The organism is Clostridium sp. C2-6-12 (genome assembly GCF_009928485.1).
Classification (GTDB): domain Bacteria; phylum Bacillota; class Clostridia; order Clostridiales; family Clostridiaceae; genus Clostridium.
In genome coordinates, this window is the sequence record NZ_JAABNP010000030.1 from 38144 (window position 1) to 56366 (window position 18223).

The following is an 18223-nucleotide window of genomic DNA, read 5'->3' on the forward strand; positions in this document are numbered from 1 at the left end:
AAAAATTCAAGTTAGATGGGAATGTTATTATGAGTTAACTTAAATGGCTGGAAATCAGAGAATGGAAGTTGGTATTTTTATAAAGATAATCAAAAACAAAAAAACTGGATACAAAATAAAAATTCTTGGTATTACTTAGGTACTGATAGTAAAATGAGAACTGGTTGGATTAAAGATAATGGAAAAGTATATATACTACCTCATCAAGGATGCTACTCAGCTTATCAAATTAAGAATAATAAAGTAGTTAAAGAATTTAGGTGGAAAGATAAATATGGAGCACAAAGTAATAACTGGCGAAAATAAACAAAAATAATATTAAAGCTAATATATTACCATCTTAAATATATAAGTAACTCAATAAAAAGGAGTATCTTCAAATTTGAAGATACTCCTTATACATCAAACCCATTGACAACTGAACGTGCCAATAGTATAATATCATATTATAAGTATATGCTTTTATCATAACACATTTAAAAATAGAAGTCAATACTTTTTTTGAAAGGAGTTTTAAAATTGAGTGAAATTATTAATATGTTTGACAACACTTCACTAGAAAAACAGGTATTTAATGAAATTATTGAATGTAATGAAATCACACGTGATTATGGATTAAAACTTACTGAAGAAAATGTTAAAGAAATCATGAAAACAAGGAATATAGCTCTAGAAAAAAGCGGTAGAATTGAATTTAATGGTCAAATTATAAATAAAATTATTACTGTCTTTTCCGATTCACCATATATTTCACAGTATAACTATAGCGATACAATAAATGAGCTTGTTGAAATTTTTTATAATTATAAAAATGAAACTTTGGATTTTATAGGTGATGATGAACTTATCGAAATCATGAAGGACTATTTTGATAACTATTGTCAAGGCTCTTTGGAACTTTTAGAAGGAAAGGTTTTATATAAAATAGCTGACAATATAAGAAATGGTGTAAAAGATTATACAAATCTTGAAAGTGAAAAGGATTGATGAGTTGTGGCAAATTCCTATAGCATTGAAAAATATAGCTTCTTTTTAGAAAATAATTTTAGTGAAGATCATTTTTTTAAAGATCTTTTAGTAGCCTGCCATGAGAGAAAACTTTTAGATGATACAACTTTAAAGAGAATATCTTATGAAAGGCTTGAGCTGCTAAAAACACAATTAAAATATTACACTAAAGATGAAAGTAGCTCTGTTATGGTTGAAGTAGCAGAAAACTTGCTAAAGGGTATTGATTACACAATAGGTTTTTATTTAAAAACCCTTGATACTCTTGAATTGATAATACAGAATTTAAAGAATAATACCTTATCTCAAATACTAAAAACTGGTCGAGATTTAATAAAAAACACAGTAGAAGAAAGCAAAAAACTTTTAGAATACATTTTGAAAAATAAACTTAAGATTAATAATTACTCCTATGACGATACTATAGATCATGGAATTCCATTATTTTTTAAAGAATATGAGTATTTTTTCACTCCACATGAAGGTTCAGGTTCAATAGATTATCAGCTTTACATGGACAATATGAATTATAAAGGCATTGAGTATATAAGCAATTATTTAAAAATCTTAAACTTAGAAAATGAATTTTGCAGTAATTTTGATATAAATGAAATTAATGAGTTACTTAAGGGATATGATAAAAAAAGTGAAGAGCTTTTAATAAATGTATTTGAATTAGTTCTTATTAATTCATTAGGTTTAATTATTTGCAATAAATCCTTTAACAGCTTAAATCTTAGTAAATCTGATAGAGAAATTATTAAAAGTAAATTAGGAAAATTATCTTCTGACAAGTTACAAAGTGAACTTTTACAATGTGCTGATAAGTGCTGCGAGCTTTTAAGTATTGAAAACAAGGCTTTAATAAGCTATATAAAAAAATCCACAATCAAATTAACTGATTGGCTATACGAAAGCATCAAAGTAAATAAATTAGAAACTGTATTTATATCTTTTAAAGAAAATATAAACGAAGAATCCATAGAATATATAGATGGCAAAAAAATAAGCAATACTGCATTTAAGCATTTAAGTGAAAAAATCAGAGAAAGTTCTTCTATTCAAGATAAGATTAAATTAATAAATAATAATATTAGTAGTTTGGAAGATTTAATAGATATACTAAATGCAGAATGTTTATTTGGAGATGAATTTATTTCTCTCTTCAAAAACTTATCAAAGACTCACATTATTCTTTTAGCAAAACATATTTCAGATTTTAGTTTTAATGATAGTTATGAAAAAGAATGGTACTATGAATTTAAGAAATACCTTTTAAGTTTAAGTGAAGAAGATCAAAAGAACATTGGAAAGATTAAAGAAAAAATTAATATTATTTAAATGAAAGCGTCTAAGAATATTTTTAGTATTAAAGTTCTTGATTGAGCTTCCCACTCTTTTAATAGGTGGGAAGTTCAGTATTTCAGGAAAGTTCCCTATTGCAGCATAGCTGCTCTTTTTATATGTGAAAAGTTCCGTATTATGGCATAGCCACTCTTTTTATAAGTGCTTATTTAATCAAGTTCATGTAAAGCAAAGTTAATTATAACAGATGCCAAATGCTTTCTGTCCCAATGCTCTGGATCAGAAAGCGCAAGTCTTGTAGTTCCTTCTGTAAACATAATAAGTCCAAGTAACAAACGTGAAAGCGCAAGCCTTGCTCTTGCATATGGAGTAAATTCAATTTTTTCTTCTGCTCTAGAATTATATCCATCTATCAATCCCTTATTATCTTCAAGATACCCAAGATAATCTATGGCAAAAAAGTCTGCATAATAATCACCAAAGAAGCTTCTTTCAGTATCTATAAATCCTGCAAAATTACCAGCTTCATCAGCAAATACATTATTATCAAACAAGTCATAATGTATAAGTCTAGGAACTTTTACCTCTTCAAGAGCGCCTTCCCATTTTCTTATAAAGCGAAGTATTTTCGATAACTCTGGAAGCATATTTCCTTGTTTATCAGCATCTTCTATAAGAGTAAATATCATATCGTAATAAGCATCCTTCCAAGTATCATGCAAACGTACTTGAGTATATCCAAATTTCTCATTTTTAATGTTATGCATTTCTGCTAATGCTTGACCAAATTGATACTGCCAGTGATACATCTGCTCTTCATTTAACTCTGCATCACATAATAACTTTCCTCGAAGCTCGCTCATTATAAACCAGTGATTGCCTATCACTTCATGACCACTATGTATTATTTCAGGAATTTTTATATTGGTATGTTTTCTAATCTGTTCATACACCCTTAGCTCAACATCCATAATGCCTTTTTCATGTGTAAGAGTTATTGTTCCTTCGCTTGGTCCAATTTTAAGTATATACTTTGCAGCCTTTGTATATATCATATAAGCTACATTAAACTCTCCACCTGTTAATTCCTCTATTTTAATTAAATCCTTAATACCTGCTACTTCAAGCATTTTTAATAAATTTTCTTCGCTTATTTCTGCTTTTGTTCTTGAATGCATCTTAAAATCCTCCTTCAGTCATATTCAACATTTTATAATATTTAATAATTTCATCATAACACATTGGACTGGTGTACATTTCTCTAAAAAATATTTTTCTTTTTTCTTCTGTGAGATCATCTGAGATGTTTTTAAAAGTACTAAGACTGCTTCCATATACATATAAATTGGCTTTATAAAAAGAATCACCCTTTGATAGCTTTATTCGTTTTTCTATTTCTTCAGGTTCTGCTAAGATATAATTGGTTTTATAATAATTGACTACCTCAGATAAATTTTCTCCATTATTAAATAATATATAGCTATTATTTTGTACTAAATGATGTAAGTAATCCAGTAATAATTCTATTTCCATTTTTGAATCTATCTCATTTCTAAATACAAAATAGCATATAGATTCGCCTACTCCTTCAAGTTGAAAAATTTCAGTACCATAGTCCTCTTCACATCCACATACTTCATTTATATTTCCACTTAATATTCCATTTTTCCATGAATATAATTGAAATGCATGACCACATATTTCATGACTAATTGCATATTTCAAAGAAGTTTCATTTAAATAGCCTTTTATTAATCCTTTATTAACATTTAAAATATATCCATTTTTATCTATACTAAGACGATATTTATATGGAATATTCTCATCTTCAATAAATTTAATACCTACAGCTGCATTAAATTTTAAATCTAGATAATCTTCAGCTATTTTTGTTTGTCTATTTAACTCTTTGTTCATATATTCTTCTAATTCACACATATCTATATTCAGATTGTAAAACTTACTTTGAATTTCTTCTTTACTATATTCAATTCCCATTTTCATAAATTTATCTTTTATTACCTTGATTAATTGATCTATTTCCTTTTGTGATGTAAAGACTACCTCTGCACCTATTGTGTTTTTGACATATTCCTTATAATCAATATCTTCTTTTAATAAATTTCGAATATAATATACTGTTGAAATTAATTTTTTATACACATATTCATTTTCTTCTTTAGCCAAAATACTTAGTCTTTTATAATCATTTAGTACTTCAGATAAATCTTTATAATCTTTAGCTGTTTTAGTAATTACGTTTTCTTCACGGAAGGTATTTCCCAATAAGTTCCTTAACCCATGATATGCTGATACTATTTCTGAATATATATTTTTCACCATTCATATCCCCCATTCAAAAAAATATATTTGGGATCGAAATATATAAAATCAACCTTGTTTATTGATAAAAATACTATAATCCCCTTATTATCATTTCAAAATTCTCATACTATAATTCCATTTACTTCAATCTATTTTAATCATTATACTATAGATGCAACTTTCATATAAAGGTGTTTCATAAGAATAAATATCATACCGTAATAAACATGCTTCCACGTATTCTGCAAACGCACTTGTGTATAACTAATTTTCTTATTTTTAATGTTATGCATTTTTCCTAAGGCTTGACCAAACTTATATTTACAACTATACATCTGTTCTTCATTTATCTCAGCATCACATAATTGTCAATAACTTATTTTTTTATTTAAGCGGATAATTTATTAAGTACTGTACAAACTAACTTTGTAAAACCACAATGCTAAGGAGGTATTTTTATGCCAAAGGATAGCCAACCAGATAACAAAACAGCAAGAATGGAAAAATGTAATTATCAAACTCCAATAACTGAAGAAGGACATAACCATAATCCTAATGCAAAGCATAAGTCTATAAAGGACCAAGGCGTTAGTAGCCAACATTTCAACAGATTTGGCAACTAATATTTTAAACTCAAATTTTTAACCACTTTAGGATTCATCTTAACAATAAGTAGCATTTAACATATTCAATTAACAACAAAAAAGCACAATGCTTGTAGTTAAATTTACAAACAATTGTGCTTTTCATAAATTATAATTTATTTTTATTAAATAAATTATTTACATATACCTATAATTTCATCCCTGCATCTAGATAATGTTAATTTTCCTTTTTAAATGCATCAACTATACCATTTATCTTTAATATGATACATCCTAACTATCTACTATTTGTATGAATCCCAAGATCCGTTTTTAAATACCATTGAGCTTCCAGAAGTTATCGTCAATCCTTCTTGTCCTGATCCTGGATATTGATTATTTCCTTTATCGCTGAATATTACCTTTGCATCTCCAAAACCTTCTGGTATTGTGTAGCTATATAATCCATCACTTACTTTAGTCATAGCTGCTCCTGGCCATGCTGCTATTTTATTTCCTGTACTTTTACTATAAACATATACATATGGGTTACTCCAGTTATTTGTGTTATAGAAATATACCTTAGATCCAGTTGGTACAGCTTCTTTGGTATAAGTATAAGATTTTTTAGCTGTATTTGTTCCATTTGTAGCTTTTAATTCTAAAGTAATTTTATCTCCAACCTTTGCATCTTTACCTATAGTTATTGTTTGTCCATCTTTATATGCTGTTTCTGCTACACCACCAATTGAATAAGTTGAACTTGTTGCATTTTTTACTCCTAAGGTTAATGTTAGTGAATCTGTAAAACTGCAATCTTCTTTAGAAATTGAAACAGTTGGCTTTGTATCAATTTCATCATAAATTTGCCAAGTTCCATTCTTATATTCCATTGAAGCTCCATCAGTTATAGCCAATCCTTCTTGTCCTGATGCTGGATATTGATTATTTCCTTTGTCACTGAATATTACCTTTGCATCTCCAAATCCTTTTGGTATTTGATAGCTGTATAACCCATCATTTCCTTTAGTCATAGCTACTCCTGGCCATGCTGCTATTTTATTACCAGTACTTCCGCTATAAACATATACATATGGATTACTCCAGTTATTTGTGTTATAGAAATATACCTTAGATCCAGTTGGCACAGGTACTTTTCTATAAGTATAAGATTTTTCATTTATACTTGTTCCATTTGTTCCTTTTAATTTTAAAGTAACGCTATCTCCAACCTTAGTATCTTTACCTATAGTTATTATTTGTCCATCTTTATATGCTGTTTCTGCTCCACCATCAATTGAATAAGTTGCACTAGTTACATTTTTTGCTCCTAATGTTAATGTTAGTGAATCTGTAAAATCGCAATCTTCTTTAGAGCTTGAAACCACTGTGTTTGGTTTATCTTCATTATAAAGAACAGTTATTCCTGCAGGAAGATTACCAGAAATTTTTCCACTAGAAACAGTAAAGGTTCCTCCAGTGCTTGCATGATTAGTATAAGTGCCATCTGCTAGATTTGTTGTTGAATTTATTGTTGTTGCACCATCTAAATTAACGATAACTGCGCCCTTTGTACCACGTTCTATCATAGTTACATAGTTACTTTGTGGTCTTATATATTCATTTTCCCCTGCCATTAAATTGTGGAATTTGTTTACTGAAATTACATCTTTATCTTTCCAATTAGTATTTCCTGCAGCCCCCATATCCCCAGTTGTACTTGTAGGTCTATCAAAAAATAATGGCACAGAATCGGCACGTGCAGCTATAAGGGCCCACCCCATCTTTATTTGCCAGTCATTCATACTTGAGCTAGTTCCATTAAAGTTATTATTAGCATAAGTATCATGAGTTTCAACTTCTGTTACTAAATGTGAAGCTCCAACACCATTTGCAGAGTAATCTTTAGCAGAGTAAACATTTTTACTGCCACTATATCCTACTGCACTTCTTACATTATCCCCATAATTTGATGCTAAAACATCCATGTAATTAGTATATGAATTAAAATTATCTGCACCTCCTTGCAATACTTCTCCATAAACAAATACTTTTTTCTTCATGGATCCAAGAACATTAGACCAAAAGTCGCTTGCACCATTGCTATCACTTGGAAGCTCAATATGCTTTGCAGCATCAAATCTAAATCCATCAGCTCCGCAATCAATGCAGTCATTTAAATATGATATTACTTTATTTTGAACTTTAGCATTAGAGCTATTTAAGTCCGGTAGTCCAATACAATAATGAGTTACTTGCCATCTATTGTTCCAATCAGATACTTGTGTGTGATCATGCCAGCAATTTGGATCATTTAACAAATCTGGGTCAACACTTTTGCTTGGATAATACTGATCATTTCCACCGCCAGCATTTGCTGTATGATTTGCTACAACATCTACTATAATTTTAATTCCTTTTGCTTCTGCTGCATCACACAACTGTTTAAATTCTTCCCTAGTTCCTAATTGAGCATTACCAATTGAAAAATTAGTTGGTTGATATAAAAGCCACCAATATGAGGTTTTCTTAGTATTTTCTTTTGTTCCTTGGATAGGTGATACCTGAATAGAAGTATATCCTGCATCAGCTATAGCATCTAAATTATCCTTAATTGTATTAAAAGACCAGTTCCATGCATGTAATATTACACCATTTTCAATTGAATCTGCTAATTCCTTATTTTGAATATTTCTAGTTGAAGCACTAGCCATGCTAGCTGGTAAACTGCTAAATATTACTGTAGTTGCAACTAAAGTCATTGCTATGAGATTTCTTATATTTTTCTTTGATTTTGCCATTTTTATCTCCCCTACCTTATAATTTTTTATTAATTATTGATCTTCTTAATTATAAAATTTAATATACAGTCCTTTGATTCCCAGTGTATGAATTTCAAGCTCCATTATTAAATCTTTATGAGAAACCTAAGTAAACGCTTGCATATCTAAGTAAACGTTTTACGAAAAGCTATACTAGCAGTATGGGCTATGAAAGTGCTAAATAAAAAAGTTAAAAGTTCGTCTGTAGCTATAATTTTACATACATTTTATAATTCATTCTTCTCCCTCCATTAATTAATAAATTATATCCACGTATTCAAACGTTTGCATTATTATTTAAATTCCCCCTCCCTATAATTATTTTAATTGTTTACACAGATAACAAATATATAGTTAATATTACATTATTTGTACTATTAACTATATATTATTATAAGCCTTATACTTTTTCAATATTTTTCCTTATATTTCTAATAAAAAACAATTCTTTTGTAATTTATTCCAAATTTTTATATTTTTTTCTCAATCGATTGCATTAGCTTCTCTATATATTATTTAAACTAGTTCTTAAAACTTCACTCAATAGCATCCAACATCTATCTTGTTCCTGACATCATAACAAAGCAAAAAGACACTTAATTTAAGTGTCTTTTTGCTTTGCTATTTTTAAATAAGAGGGCTTCTTCTGTTTCATGAAGTTTATTTATATATATTTAACCTACAAATTAAATACTAAAACAAATAATTCCATTAATATATCTTAAATAATTTAACTGCTAATTTTGCAGCTTTATAGACAGGTGTTTCCAACTCTCTTCTTGCATTTTTTAATTCTTTTCTAATTTCTATATGTTGAGGACAATGCCCCTCACATTTACCACATTCAACACATAAAGAAGCACTGGTTGGATTTTTTCTAAGTGCTGTACACATAAGATATTCTCTTCTGCCATTTCTCTTATTTTCAGCATATATCATATTATAAGCATGAAAAGTTCCAGGTATATCTACTCCTTTAGGACATGGAATACAATAACCACACCCTGTACAACCCACCTTAACATTTCTATTAATTTCATTTTTCACTTGTTCTATTAATTTAAAATCTTCTTCAGTGAATTCACCTACTGTTACATTACTTGCAATCTTTATATTTTCCTTAACCATGTCCATAGAATTCATTCCAGACAATATACAAGTAACCTCAGGTTGATTCCAAAGCCAGCGAAAAGACCATTCTGCTGGAGTGTACTTTCTTGAATTTTCCTTTATTATTTCTTTTGCTTTCTCTGGAAGTAAGTTAACTAATCTACCACCTCTAAGCGGCTCCATTATGATTACAGGCAATCCCTTTTTATTAGCTGCCTCAAGTCCTTTTCTTCCTGCTTGACTATGTTCATCTATATAATTATATTGAATTTGGCAAAAATCCCAGTCATAAGCTTCTAAAAGGTCTATAAAAGTTTCAGTATTACCATGATAAGAAAAACCAACGTTACGAATCTGCCCTTTTTCTACCTTTTCCTTTAACCATTCTTCAGCTCCAAGTGCCTTTAATTTCTCCCAAGTCTTAACATCTGTAAGCATATGCATAAGATAATAATCTATATAATCAGTATTAAGCCTTCTAAGCTGCTCATTAAAATACTTTTCCAAGTCCTTTTTAGACTTAACCATATAATGAGGAAGCTTTGTTGCAATATATATTTTTTCCCTACAGTTATTTCTTTTTAAAATTTCACCAAAAGCAGCTTCACTTCCTGGATAAACATAAGCAGTATCAAAATAATTGACCCCATTATTTATAGCCTCCATGACTTCTTTTTCTGCCTTATCAATATCTATGCTGGCTCCCTTTTTAGTAAAACGCATGCAGCCATAACCTAATATAGATAAATCATTTCCCTTTTTGTCTTTTCTATAATTCATTTGCTGAGTTTTTTTTACTGCTTCCATTTTATAATCACCTCATTATAATAAGTGGTGACAGTCACCATTTAAACTTTGATAACTATCACCACTTATTATAAACTATTAGCTAATCACTTAAAACAAGAAATTTCTATCTATAAGATTATGAGGCTCTACATTGATATTTCCTATTAACAATTAAAGCTAATTTCCTAAAATTCTTCTATTTATTCATAGATTCAATAATACTTTCAGCTATTGAATCCATTAAATCTTCATCGCCTTCTTTTAAACTTGAATTTACTGACATCTCATTATCTAAGATTGTCATATCCTTCATGTCTTCTAAATGTGCTCTCATTAACTTAGCAGCTTGAGGAGCCCATGAACCATTTTCAATCAGAGCAAAAGTACGTTTTTGTAAATTTAATGCTTTCATATCCATTATATAATTAAGCATTGGTGGATAAACCTCTAAATTGTAAGTAACTGTGGCAAGTACAACATGGCTATATTTAAAGGTTTCAGAAATTAAGTAAGATACATGAGTCTTTGATACATCATACATAACTACATTTGTCATTCCTTTTTCCACTAACCTTGTTGCTAAATCAGTGGCAGCAGCTTCAGTATTACCATACATTGTTCCATAAACTATCATTACACCTTTTTCTTCTGGTTCATATGTGCTCCATTTACTGTATTTATCTAAAAGATATCCAAAATCATTTCTCCATACTGGTCCATGAAGTGGGCATATAAACTTAATGTCTAAACCTCCAGCTTTCTTTAATAAAGCTTGTACATGTGGTCCATACTTACCAACTATGTTTGTATAATACCTTCTAGCATCATCAATCCAATCTCTATCAAAGTTTACTTCATCGTTAAATAATTTACCATCTAATGCTCCAAAAGAGCCAAAGGCATCAGCAGCAAATAATATTCCAGCTGTTGTATCGAAAGTTACCATAGCTTCTGGCCAATGAACCATTGGTGCAGATACAAATACAACATTATGCTTTCCAAAGGACATATTGTCCCCTTCTTTAACTTGAATAACATTTTTATCTATATTAAAGCCAAATTGGTGCATAAACATAAAACCTTTTTCAGTGCAGATAATTTTTACTTTAGGATATCTTAGAACAATTTCTTCAATACATGCTGCATGATCTGGTTCCATATGATTAATTACCATGTAATCTAAAGGTCTGTCTCCAAGAACTCCTTTAATATTATCAAGGAACTGACGGCAAATAGACCAATCTACAGTATCAAAAAGAACTGTTTTTTCATCTAAAAGTAAATATGAGTTATAAGAAACCCCTCTTGGTATAGGATGGACATTTTCAAAAAGTGCAAGGCGATGATCGTTGCCTCCAATCCAATAAAGGTCCTCAGTTATTTTTCTAACACAAAACATAATATTAATCCTCCTTCACACTAAAACATTTTATTCCCAGTTATTTTAAAACTAGACTTCTATGAACATACCTTTTTCTTCACTACATAAAGGGCAAGTCCATTCTTCTGGTAGATTTTCAAATAATGTACCTGGTGCAATTTCTCCTTCTGGATCTCCAACTCCTGGGTCATATTCATAGCCACAGCCATTACAAACATAATGTTTCCATGTTGGAGTAACCTTCTTAGGAATAGCTCTCTTCATTTTCTTCATTGGTGGAGCTTCTTTCTTTGGTTCTCCATTGTCTAAAGCAGCAGTAAGTAAAGGAAGGATTTCCTTTAGGTCTCCAACTATACCATAATCCGCATTTTTAAATATTTTTGCATTAGGATTTATATTTATAGCTACTATTGTAGAAGCATCTTTTATACCTTTTAAATGCTGACCAGCTCCTGAAATACCGCAAGCAATATAAAGATTTCCACTAAACTTTTGACCTGACATACCTACATAACGATTTAGTGGTAAATATTTTAGTGTTTCAGCTACAGGACGAGAACATCCAACTGTTGCACCAGCTTGTTCTGCTAAGTCCTCTATAAGCATCATATTTTCCTTTTCTCCTATTCCAAGACCTGCACTTACAACCCTTTCAGCCTTATTTATAGGTGTATTCATAGGTATTCCCACAGTAAAATCATAGCCATCTGCCTTTAGAGCCTCAACAAGACTATTAACTTTCTCTTCTGAAGTTCCTTGCTTAAAGATAATATTTTTACGATATCCTGTTGCAGGTTCTTTCTTAGACGCACTAATTGGAGCTTCATTCTTAGGCATTTTGCCAATAATATGTGCAGCAATAACTACACGTTGAATCTCATTAGTACCTTCATATATTGTACAAATCTTAGCATCTCTATAAGCACGTTCTACTTCCATACCTTTCAAATAACCGCTTCCACCGAATATTTGAAGAGCATCGTTTACAATTTCTAAACATACATCAGATGCATATTGTTTTGCCATGGCAGCTTCCATACTATATGGTTCATGATTTCCTTTAAGCTCTGCTGCACTGTAAATAAGCAATCTGGCTGCTCTAAGTTTTGTAGCCATATCAGCTAGTTTAAATGAAATAGCTTGTTGCTGGCAGATAGGTTTCCCAAATTGAACTCTTTCTTTTGAATATGCTAATGCATTTTCATATGCACCTTGAGCTATACCTAGTGCTTGAGCTGCTATACCAATACGACCTCCATCTAAAGTTGACATTGCAATCTTAAAGCCATCCCCTTCTTTACCTAATAGGTTTTCCTTAGGGATTTTTACCTCATTAAAAATCAATTCTGCAGTAGCAGAAGAACGAATTCCCATCTTATCGTAATGTTTTCCAAAGGTAAAGCCCTCTGTTCCCTTTTCTACAATAAAAGCACTAATACCTTTTGTCCCAATATCAGGTGTAGTTACTGCAAATACAATGTAAATATCAGCTTCACCGCCATTGGTTATGAATATTTTTTCACCATTTATTACATAATGATCTCCATCTAAAACAGCAGTAGTTTCTGTACCTCCAGCATCACTACCTGCGTTTTCTTCTGTAAGACCAAATGCACCCAGTTTTTCTCCTTTTGCTAGTGGAACTAAATATTTTTTCTTTTGTTCTTCTGTTCCATAGGCAGCAATAGGATATGTACCTAAGGATGTATGAGCAGAAAGTATAACGCCTGTACCTCCATCAACTCTTGATAATTCTTCAACTGCAATTGCATAACTGATTACATCTAAACCAGCACCGCCATACTCCTTAGAATATGGAATTCCCATAATGCCCAAATCAGCCATCTTTTCAACTATTTCTGAAGGAAATTTATTTTCCTGATCCAACATAAAGGCAATTGGTTTAACTTCTTCTTCAGCAAAACCTCTTATTTTCATTCTCAAATTTTCATGTTCTTCTCTAGTTTTAAAAAACATAAACATACCTCCTCCATCAACCTATTTAACTCGCATTTCAAATGTATACCCTTAAGGTACACATTAATATTATACCTCTTCGGTATACTTTTCAAATTTATTATATCCTTATTCCTACCATATTAGTTAATAAAATCTTATATATGCTCTTCATGTAAACGTATATAACTTTTTTCTTTCATTAGCTATTAATAACTCACTTTTTCGTAGATAAAGAAAAAATATTATTAAAATCTAATAATTATCTATTTAAAAATTAAGTTTACTTTATTATATACTTCATATAAAAATTAAGAACAAAGAAAAAGTGCATTATCCCTAAAGATAAGCACTTTTTCTAAAATTATTATTTTTGCTTTGCATTTAAATATATCTTATGCTATATCACTTTCAGCATCTTCTTCATTTGTCTTCTTTGTCTTAAGTACTTTATAAATAACCCCAAGAATTATAAACCATGCTGGTGTTACAAATAAAGCTACTCGAGTTTCCTCATTTAGTGCCAATACAACTATAATAAAAGCAAAAAATCCTAAAATCAAATAGTTCATTAATGGATATAGTGGCATTTTAAATTTACTCTTTTCAGCTAGTTTGGGATTTACCTTACGATATTTCATATGACAAACAACAATTATTGCCCAAATATAGATAAAACAAAAAGTTGATATACTTGTAATTAATACAAATACCCCTTCTGGCATAATGAAGTTCAAAATAACTGAAATCAAAATTACAGCTGCTGAAAACATTGTAGCATTTGAAGGTACTTTATTTGATGTTAATTTCTTCATTGACTCAGGTGCATTATCTTCTTTTGCTAGAGAATAAACCATACGACTTGTGCTAAAAATAGCGCTATTGCAAGCAGATGCTGCTGAAGTCAATACAACAAAATTTACAATACTTGCTGCAGCTGCTATTCCCACTGCTGCAAACACCTGTACAAATGGACTCTTATCTGGATTAATTGAATTCCAAGGATATATACTCATAATAACAATAAGTGCACCTATATAAAAGATGATAATTCTAATTGGAATATTATTGATTGCCTTTGGAATAACACGTTCTGGATCTTCTGTTTCACCTGCTGTAAGCCCTACTAATTCAATTCCTGCAAATGCAAATACAACCATTTGGAAGGAAAGTATAAAACCACTTAATCCATTTGGAAATAAACCACCATGACTCCAAAGATTTGTAAAGCTTGATGTACCAGCATCTGTAGAAAATCCTCTTATAATCATAAAAGTGCCGATTATAATTAAGGATAAAATCGCAACGACCTTAATTAAAGCAAACCAAAATTCCATTTCCCCAAACAACTTTACTGCTGCCATATTCATAACTAATAAAATTATTAATACAATAAGACTTGGAATCCATTGAGGAACACTTGGAAGCCAGTATTGTATGTAAAGTCCTGCTGCTGTTAAATCAGCCATGCCAACTGAAATCCAGCAGAACCAATATGTCCAACCAGTAACAAATGCTGCTCCATTTCCTAAATAATCATATACGAAATCCACAAAAGAATGATAATTTAAGTTGGAAAGTAGCAATTCTCCAAGAGCACGCATAATGAAAAAACAAATTACGCCTGTAATAATATAAGCAAATAAAATAGAAGGACCTGCTAAATGAATCGATCTGCCTGAACCAAGAAATAATCCAGTACCAATTGCACCTCCAATAGCAAGTAATTGAACATGCCGATTTTTTAATCCCCTCGATAAATTTTCTTTCTCTGATGTTAATTGATCCATACTATCCCTCCATCTTAGTTAAAACACTTTAAATCTCATTTATCTAAAAGTATTTTGTCATTGGCTTATCACCATAGTCATTATTACTCTGGTGATATAAAATTTAATTTTTACTGTTAAATATTAATACATTTTTAACAAAGTTTCAATGTTTTCTTTATTTTTATACGAATTTTATATTAAAACAAAAGTTATTTTGTCATAATATTTTCCTAAAAATTATTTTTTATTCCTCAAAATACTATTTCCTAATATTTTATTTTCTTATTCTTCAACGACTTTTACCAGTTTTGTTTGTATTATATATTGGACTAATTTCTATAGCTTTAAGCCATACTTCGAAATATATATATTTACAATAAAAAAATCGTAAATTCAATTTTTTTGAATTGTACGATTTAAATTTTTATGATCTTTTACGATATTTCAAGCTTTTCGTTATATATAGTAAATCGGTTTTTTCCATTTTCTTTTGACAAATAGAGAGCTTCATCTGATTTTTCAATTAAAGCCTCTACAGTATTTCCATCATTAGGGTAAAAAGCAATTCCAATACTTGCAGATATTTTAACTTCAATATTATTCCCTATATATTTAGCATTAAGATTATCACATAGAAGCCTTAACTTTTCTTTAATTAGAGATATTGATAAACTTGGATTAAAAACACAGAATTCATCTCCACCAAATCTTGAAACTATAGTTTCTGATCCATTAAACACATCATTTATTTTGTTTGCTGTATCCTTTAATACTTCATCACCTACCATATGACCTAAGTTATCATTAACTGCTTTAAAATTATCTAAATCAATAAATATAAAGGTGCATGTACTTTCTTTATTCTCTTTAATGAATTTTTTAACTTTTTCGTAAAAGGCTGACTTGTTATACAATTCTGTTAATTGATCATACTCTGATTTTAGCTTTAAAAGAGAAAATTCTTTAACTATATGATCAATATCCGTAATTTTCCCGATAACTCTAACTATTTTACCATTTCTTTGTATGTAATTAAGCTTTATTTCACACCATATGTATTCTCTATTTTTTTTCATTAATCTTATTTGTTTTATAATAGATTGTTTATTAAAGGCCTTCATGTCATCAAATATTTTATTAATTAACTCTTTATCCTCAGGATGTATTTTTAAATCTTTTAATATATTTTTATTATAATTTTGAACATTAAAGGTCCATCCAAATTTTTCTTCAAATTTAGACGAACTTATTACTTTCTCATCAATTAAATCAAAATCAAAGATAATATCATTTAATTGTTCAACCACAATATGGTATCGCTCCCTCTCAAGATCTAAATCTTTTAAATATTTTTTTTGCTCTTTTGCTTTTACAATAAAGCAATAAAAAGCATCTAAGAGTGAAATTAATACTATTCCTCCTACAATCAATAATATGTTCTTATATTCACTTAATATATAATTACTTAAATTCAAAAACTTTTCTAATGGCGTGGTTTCATTAATATTATTTTTAACTTCAGCAAATACCTTTATATTATCAATAAAACTAAAGGCTATGGATAGACTGAATAAATAAAATATCTTTTTTATATTTTTTCTCATAATCTTCACCTCATAAATTATTAATTGAATATCGTTATCAATTAATTGCTTCCTTTTCATTTTATACAATGTTTGAAATAAAATCAACTCATAATTTTTTTAGCATAGAAACCATTTTACCATGTACAAAAAGCCCTAGCTCCATTAACATCTTCTATTAAACTAGCTCTAACTGAAGGTGAAATCATAATATTTTCTTTATTATTACAATATTGTTAAAGCTTTACCCACTTATTTATAAGTGCTATAATTTTAATGTAATGGTTTAAAAGTATACATCAAAAGGTTTGGGAGGGATTATTTATGGCAAAAATTATGATAGCACCTAGTAAATACATCCAAGGTAATGGAGAATTAGCAAATATTGCTGAATATGTTTCTGTACTTGGTGAAAAAGCCTTATGTTTAATTAGTGGAAGTGGGTTAAAAAGAGTTCAAGGAATCCTTGATAAAAGTTTTCAATCAAAAAATATGACAGTAAAGTATGATTCCTTTAACGGGGAATGTTCTATGACAGAAGTAAACCGTATCATTAAAATTTGTGATGAAAATCAATTAACTGTCTTAATAGGTATCGGTGGCGGCAAAATCATAGATACCATTAAAGCAGTTGGATATTATAAAAATCTTCCTGTAGTAATAGTACCTACTATAGCTGCTACTGATGCTCCTTGCAGTGCTTTATCAGTTATATACTCTGAAGAAGGTGTCTTTGAAAAATATTTATTTTTAAAGCAAAATCCTAATATTGTATTAGTTGATACTGGTATTATAGCTAAAGCACCAGTTCGTTTATTAGTTTCTGGTATGGGTGATGCCTTAGCAACATATTTTGAAGCAAGAGCTTGTGCTAAATCCAATGCTGGAACCTGTGCCTTTGGCACTACTACTATGTCAGCTCAAGCCTTGGCTAAATTATGTTTCGATACATTAATTAAAGAAGGATATAAAGCTAAACTAGCTGTAGAAGAAGGTGTCTGCACTCAAGCTGTAGAAAAAATAGTAGAAGCTAACACTCTTTTAAGTGGTCTTGGTTTTGAAAGTGGTGGTCTTGCTGCTGCTCATGCTATCCATAATGGTTTAACGATCTTACCAGCATGTCATCACATGTATCATGGTGAAAAAGTTGCTTTTGGTACCTTAACTCAATTAGTTCTTGAAAATGCTCCACTGGAAGAAATTGAACAAGTAATAGATTTCTGTATTTGCGTTGGACTTCCAATTACATTAAAGCAATTAGGCATTAAAGAAATTAAACCCGAAGAAATTATGGAAGTAGCTAAAACTGCTGCTTCAAAAGATGAAACAATACACAATATGCCTTTTAAAGTAACTGTCGAAGATGTTTATGCAGCTATATTAACAGCTGATAAATTAGGAAGAGATTATGTATTAGAGTAATATTTTTGTGTTAGTAACATATTAAAATTTTTATCAAATAATCTATTTATTATAAACTAAAACTGTTTTATTTTAGCCAGCGTATTAAACGCTGGCCTTCATTTTAACATAAAAATTATACATAAGTAAAAATAAGAGCTTACATTACATAAGCTCTTATTTTTAC

General features: G+C 29.7%; 13 protein-coding genes. 5 read left to right on the plus strand and 8 right to left on the minus strand.

The genetic code is table 11. The annotated features are described in order from the left end of the window. The first annotated feature begins 153 nt into the window (after positions 1 to 153). The 3 genes from GXK56_RS28305 to GXK56_RS20725 all read left to right on the plus strand — a co-directional run bounded on the left by GXK56_RS28305 (position 154) and on the right by GXK56_RS20725 (position 2349). Positions 154 to 306: a hypothetical protein gene (locus GXK56_RS28305; RefSeq protein ID WP_243156202.1), complete on the plus strand. Its 153-nt coding sequence runs from the start codon at positions 154 to 156 to the stop codon at positions 304 to 306. Positions 307 to 519: 213 nt separating this feature from the next. Continuing rightward, a complete protein-coding gene (locus GXK56_RS20720; RefSeq protein WP_202127925.1) occupies positions 520 to 987 on the plus strand; it encodes a DUF6323 family protein in 468 nt (155 codons plus the stop codon). A 6-nt stretch (positions 988 to 993) separates the two neighbouring features. After that, a complete protein-coding gene (locus GXK56_RS20725; RefSeq protein WP_160690980.1) occupies positions 994 to 2349 on the plus strand; it encodes a DUF6179 domain-containing protein in 1356 nt (451 codons plus the stop codon). Positions 2350 to 2522: 173 nt separating this feature from the next. Here GXK56_RS20725 and GXK56_RS20730 read toward each other — a convergent pair whose 3' ends face one another. Both GXK56_RS20730 and GXK56_RS20735 read right to left on the minus strand, forming a co-directional pair. Beyond that, positions 2523 to 3491: an aminoglycoside phosphotransferase family protein gene (locus tag GXK56_RS20730; RefSeq protein WP_160690982.1), complete on the minus strand. Its 969-nt coding sequence runs from the start codon at positions 3489 to 3491 to the stop codon at positions 2523 to 2525. 1 nt (position 3492) lies between these two features. Next, on the minus strand, positions 3493 to 4656 hold the full coding sequence (locus GXK56_RS20735; protein WP_160690984.1) for a hypothetical protein: 1164 nt from the start codon (positions 4654 to 4656) through the stop codon (positions 3493 to 3495). 440 nt (positions 4657 to 5096) lie between these two features. Here GXK56_RS20735 and GXK56_RS27865 point away from each other — a divergent pair, with 440 nt between their 5' ends. After that, positions 5097 to 5261 (plus strand): hypothetical protein, encoded by a 165-nt coding sequence (locus GXK56_RS27865; RefSeq protein WP_202127926.1) that lies wholly within the window; start codon positions 5097 to 5099, stop codon positions 5259 to 5261. 266 nt (positions 5262 to 5527) lie between these two features. On the opposite strand, the gene GXK56_RS20740 is transcribed toward GXK56_RS27865, so the two are convergent. The 6 genes from GXK56_RS20740 to GXK56_RS20765 form a co-directional block, all read right to left on the minus strand. After that, the gene (locus tag GXK56_RS20740) at positions 5528 to 8023 is read right to left on the minus strand and encodes a starch-binding protein (RefSeq protein ID WP_160690986.1); all 2496 of its coding nucleotides are present in this window, start codon (positions 8021 to 8023) and stop codon (positions 5528 to 5530) included. Positions 8024 to 8755: 732 nt separating this feature from the next. Next, entirely contained in the window at positions 8756 to 9961 is a 1206-nt protein-coding gene (locus tag GXK56_RS20745; RefSeq protein WP_160690988.1) for an aldo/keto reductase, read from the minus strand. Between the two features lie 178 nt (positions 9962 to 10139). After that, entirely contained in the window at positions 10140 to 11342 is a 1203-nt protein-coding gene (locus GXK56_RS20750) for an FprA family A-type flavoprotein (RefSeq protein WP_160690990.1), read from the minus strand. A gap of 51 nt (positions 11343 to 11393) precedes the next feature. Continuing rightward, positions 11394 to 13301, minus strand: coding sequence for an acyl-CoA dehydrogenase family protein (locus GXK56_RS20755; protein ID WP_160690992.1), 1908 nt, complete (start codon positions 13299 to 13301; stop codon positions 11394 to 11396). A 374-nt stretch (positions 13302 to 13675) separates the two neighbouring features. Beyond that, positions 13676 to 15070, minus strand: coding sequence for an amino acid permease (locus GXK56_RS20760; RefSeq protein WP_160690994.1), 1395 nt, complete (start codon positions 15068 to 15070; stop codon positions 13676 to 13678). Between the two features lie 416 nt (positions 15071 to 15486). After that, on the minus strand, positions 15487 to 16656 hold the full coding sequence (locus GXK56_RS20765) for a diguanylate cyclase (protein WP_160690996.1): 1170 nt from the start codon (positions 16654 to 16656) through the stop codon (positions 15487 to 15489). 303 nt (positions 16657 to 16959) lie between these two features. Here GXK56_RS20765 and GXK56_RS20770 point away from each other — a divergent pair, with 303 nt between their 5' ends. Beyond that, on the plus strand, positions 16960 to 18057 hold the full coding sequence (locus tag GXK56_RS20770) for a glycerol dehydrogenase (RefSeq protein ID WP_160690998.1): 1098 nt from the start codon (positions 16960 to 16962) through the stop codon (positions 18055 to 18057). Positions 18058 to 18223: the final 166 nt, after the last annotated feature.

Coding starts and splice junctions, on each gene's coding strand:
- GXK56_RS20730 (WP_160690982.1), bottom strand. CDS start 3,491: ATGCATTCAAGAACAAAAGCAGAAATAAGCGAAGAAAATTTATTAAAA.
- GXK56_RS20750 (WP_160690990.1), bottom strand. CDS start 11,342: ATGTTTTGTGTTAGAAAAATAACTGAGGACCTTTATTGGATTGGAGGC.
- GXK56_RS28305 (WP_243156202.1), top strand. CDS start 154: ATGAGAACTGGTTGGATTAAAGATAATGGAAAAGTATATATACTACCT.
- GXK56_RS20735 (WP_160690984.1), bottom strand. CDS start 4,656: ATGGTGAAAAATATATATTCAGAAATAGTATCAGCATATCATGGGTTA.
- GXK56_RS20765 (WP_160690996.1), bottom strand. CDS start 16,656: ATGAGAAAAAATATAAAAAAGATATTTTATTTATTCAGTCTATCCATA.
- GXK56_RS20770 (WP_160690998.1), top strand. CDS start 16,960: ATGGCAAAAATTATGATAGCACCTAGTAAATACATCCAAGGTAATGGA.
- GXK56_RS20755 (WP_160690992.1), bottom strand. CDS start 13,301: ATGTTTTTTAAAACTAGAGAAGAACATGAAAATTTGAGAATGAAAATA.
- GXK56_RS20740 (WP_160690986.1), bottom strand. CDS start 8,023: ATGGCAAAATCAAAGAAAAATATAAGAAATCTCATAGCAATGACTTTA.
- GXK56_RS20760 (WP_160690994.1), bottom strand. CDS start 15,070: ATGGATCAATTAACATCAGAGAAAGAAAATTTATCGAGGGGATTAAAA.
- GXK56_RS27865 (WP_202127926.1), top strand. CDS start 5,097: ATGCCAAAGGATAGCCAACCAGATAACAAAACAGCAAGAATGGAAAAA.
- GXK56_RS20745 (WP_160690988.1), bottom strand. CDS start 9,961: ATGGAAGCAGTAAAAAAAACTCAGCAAATGAATTATAGAAAAGACAAA.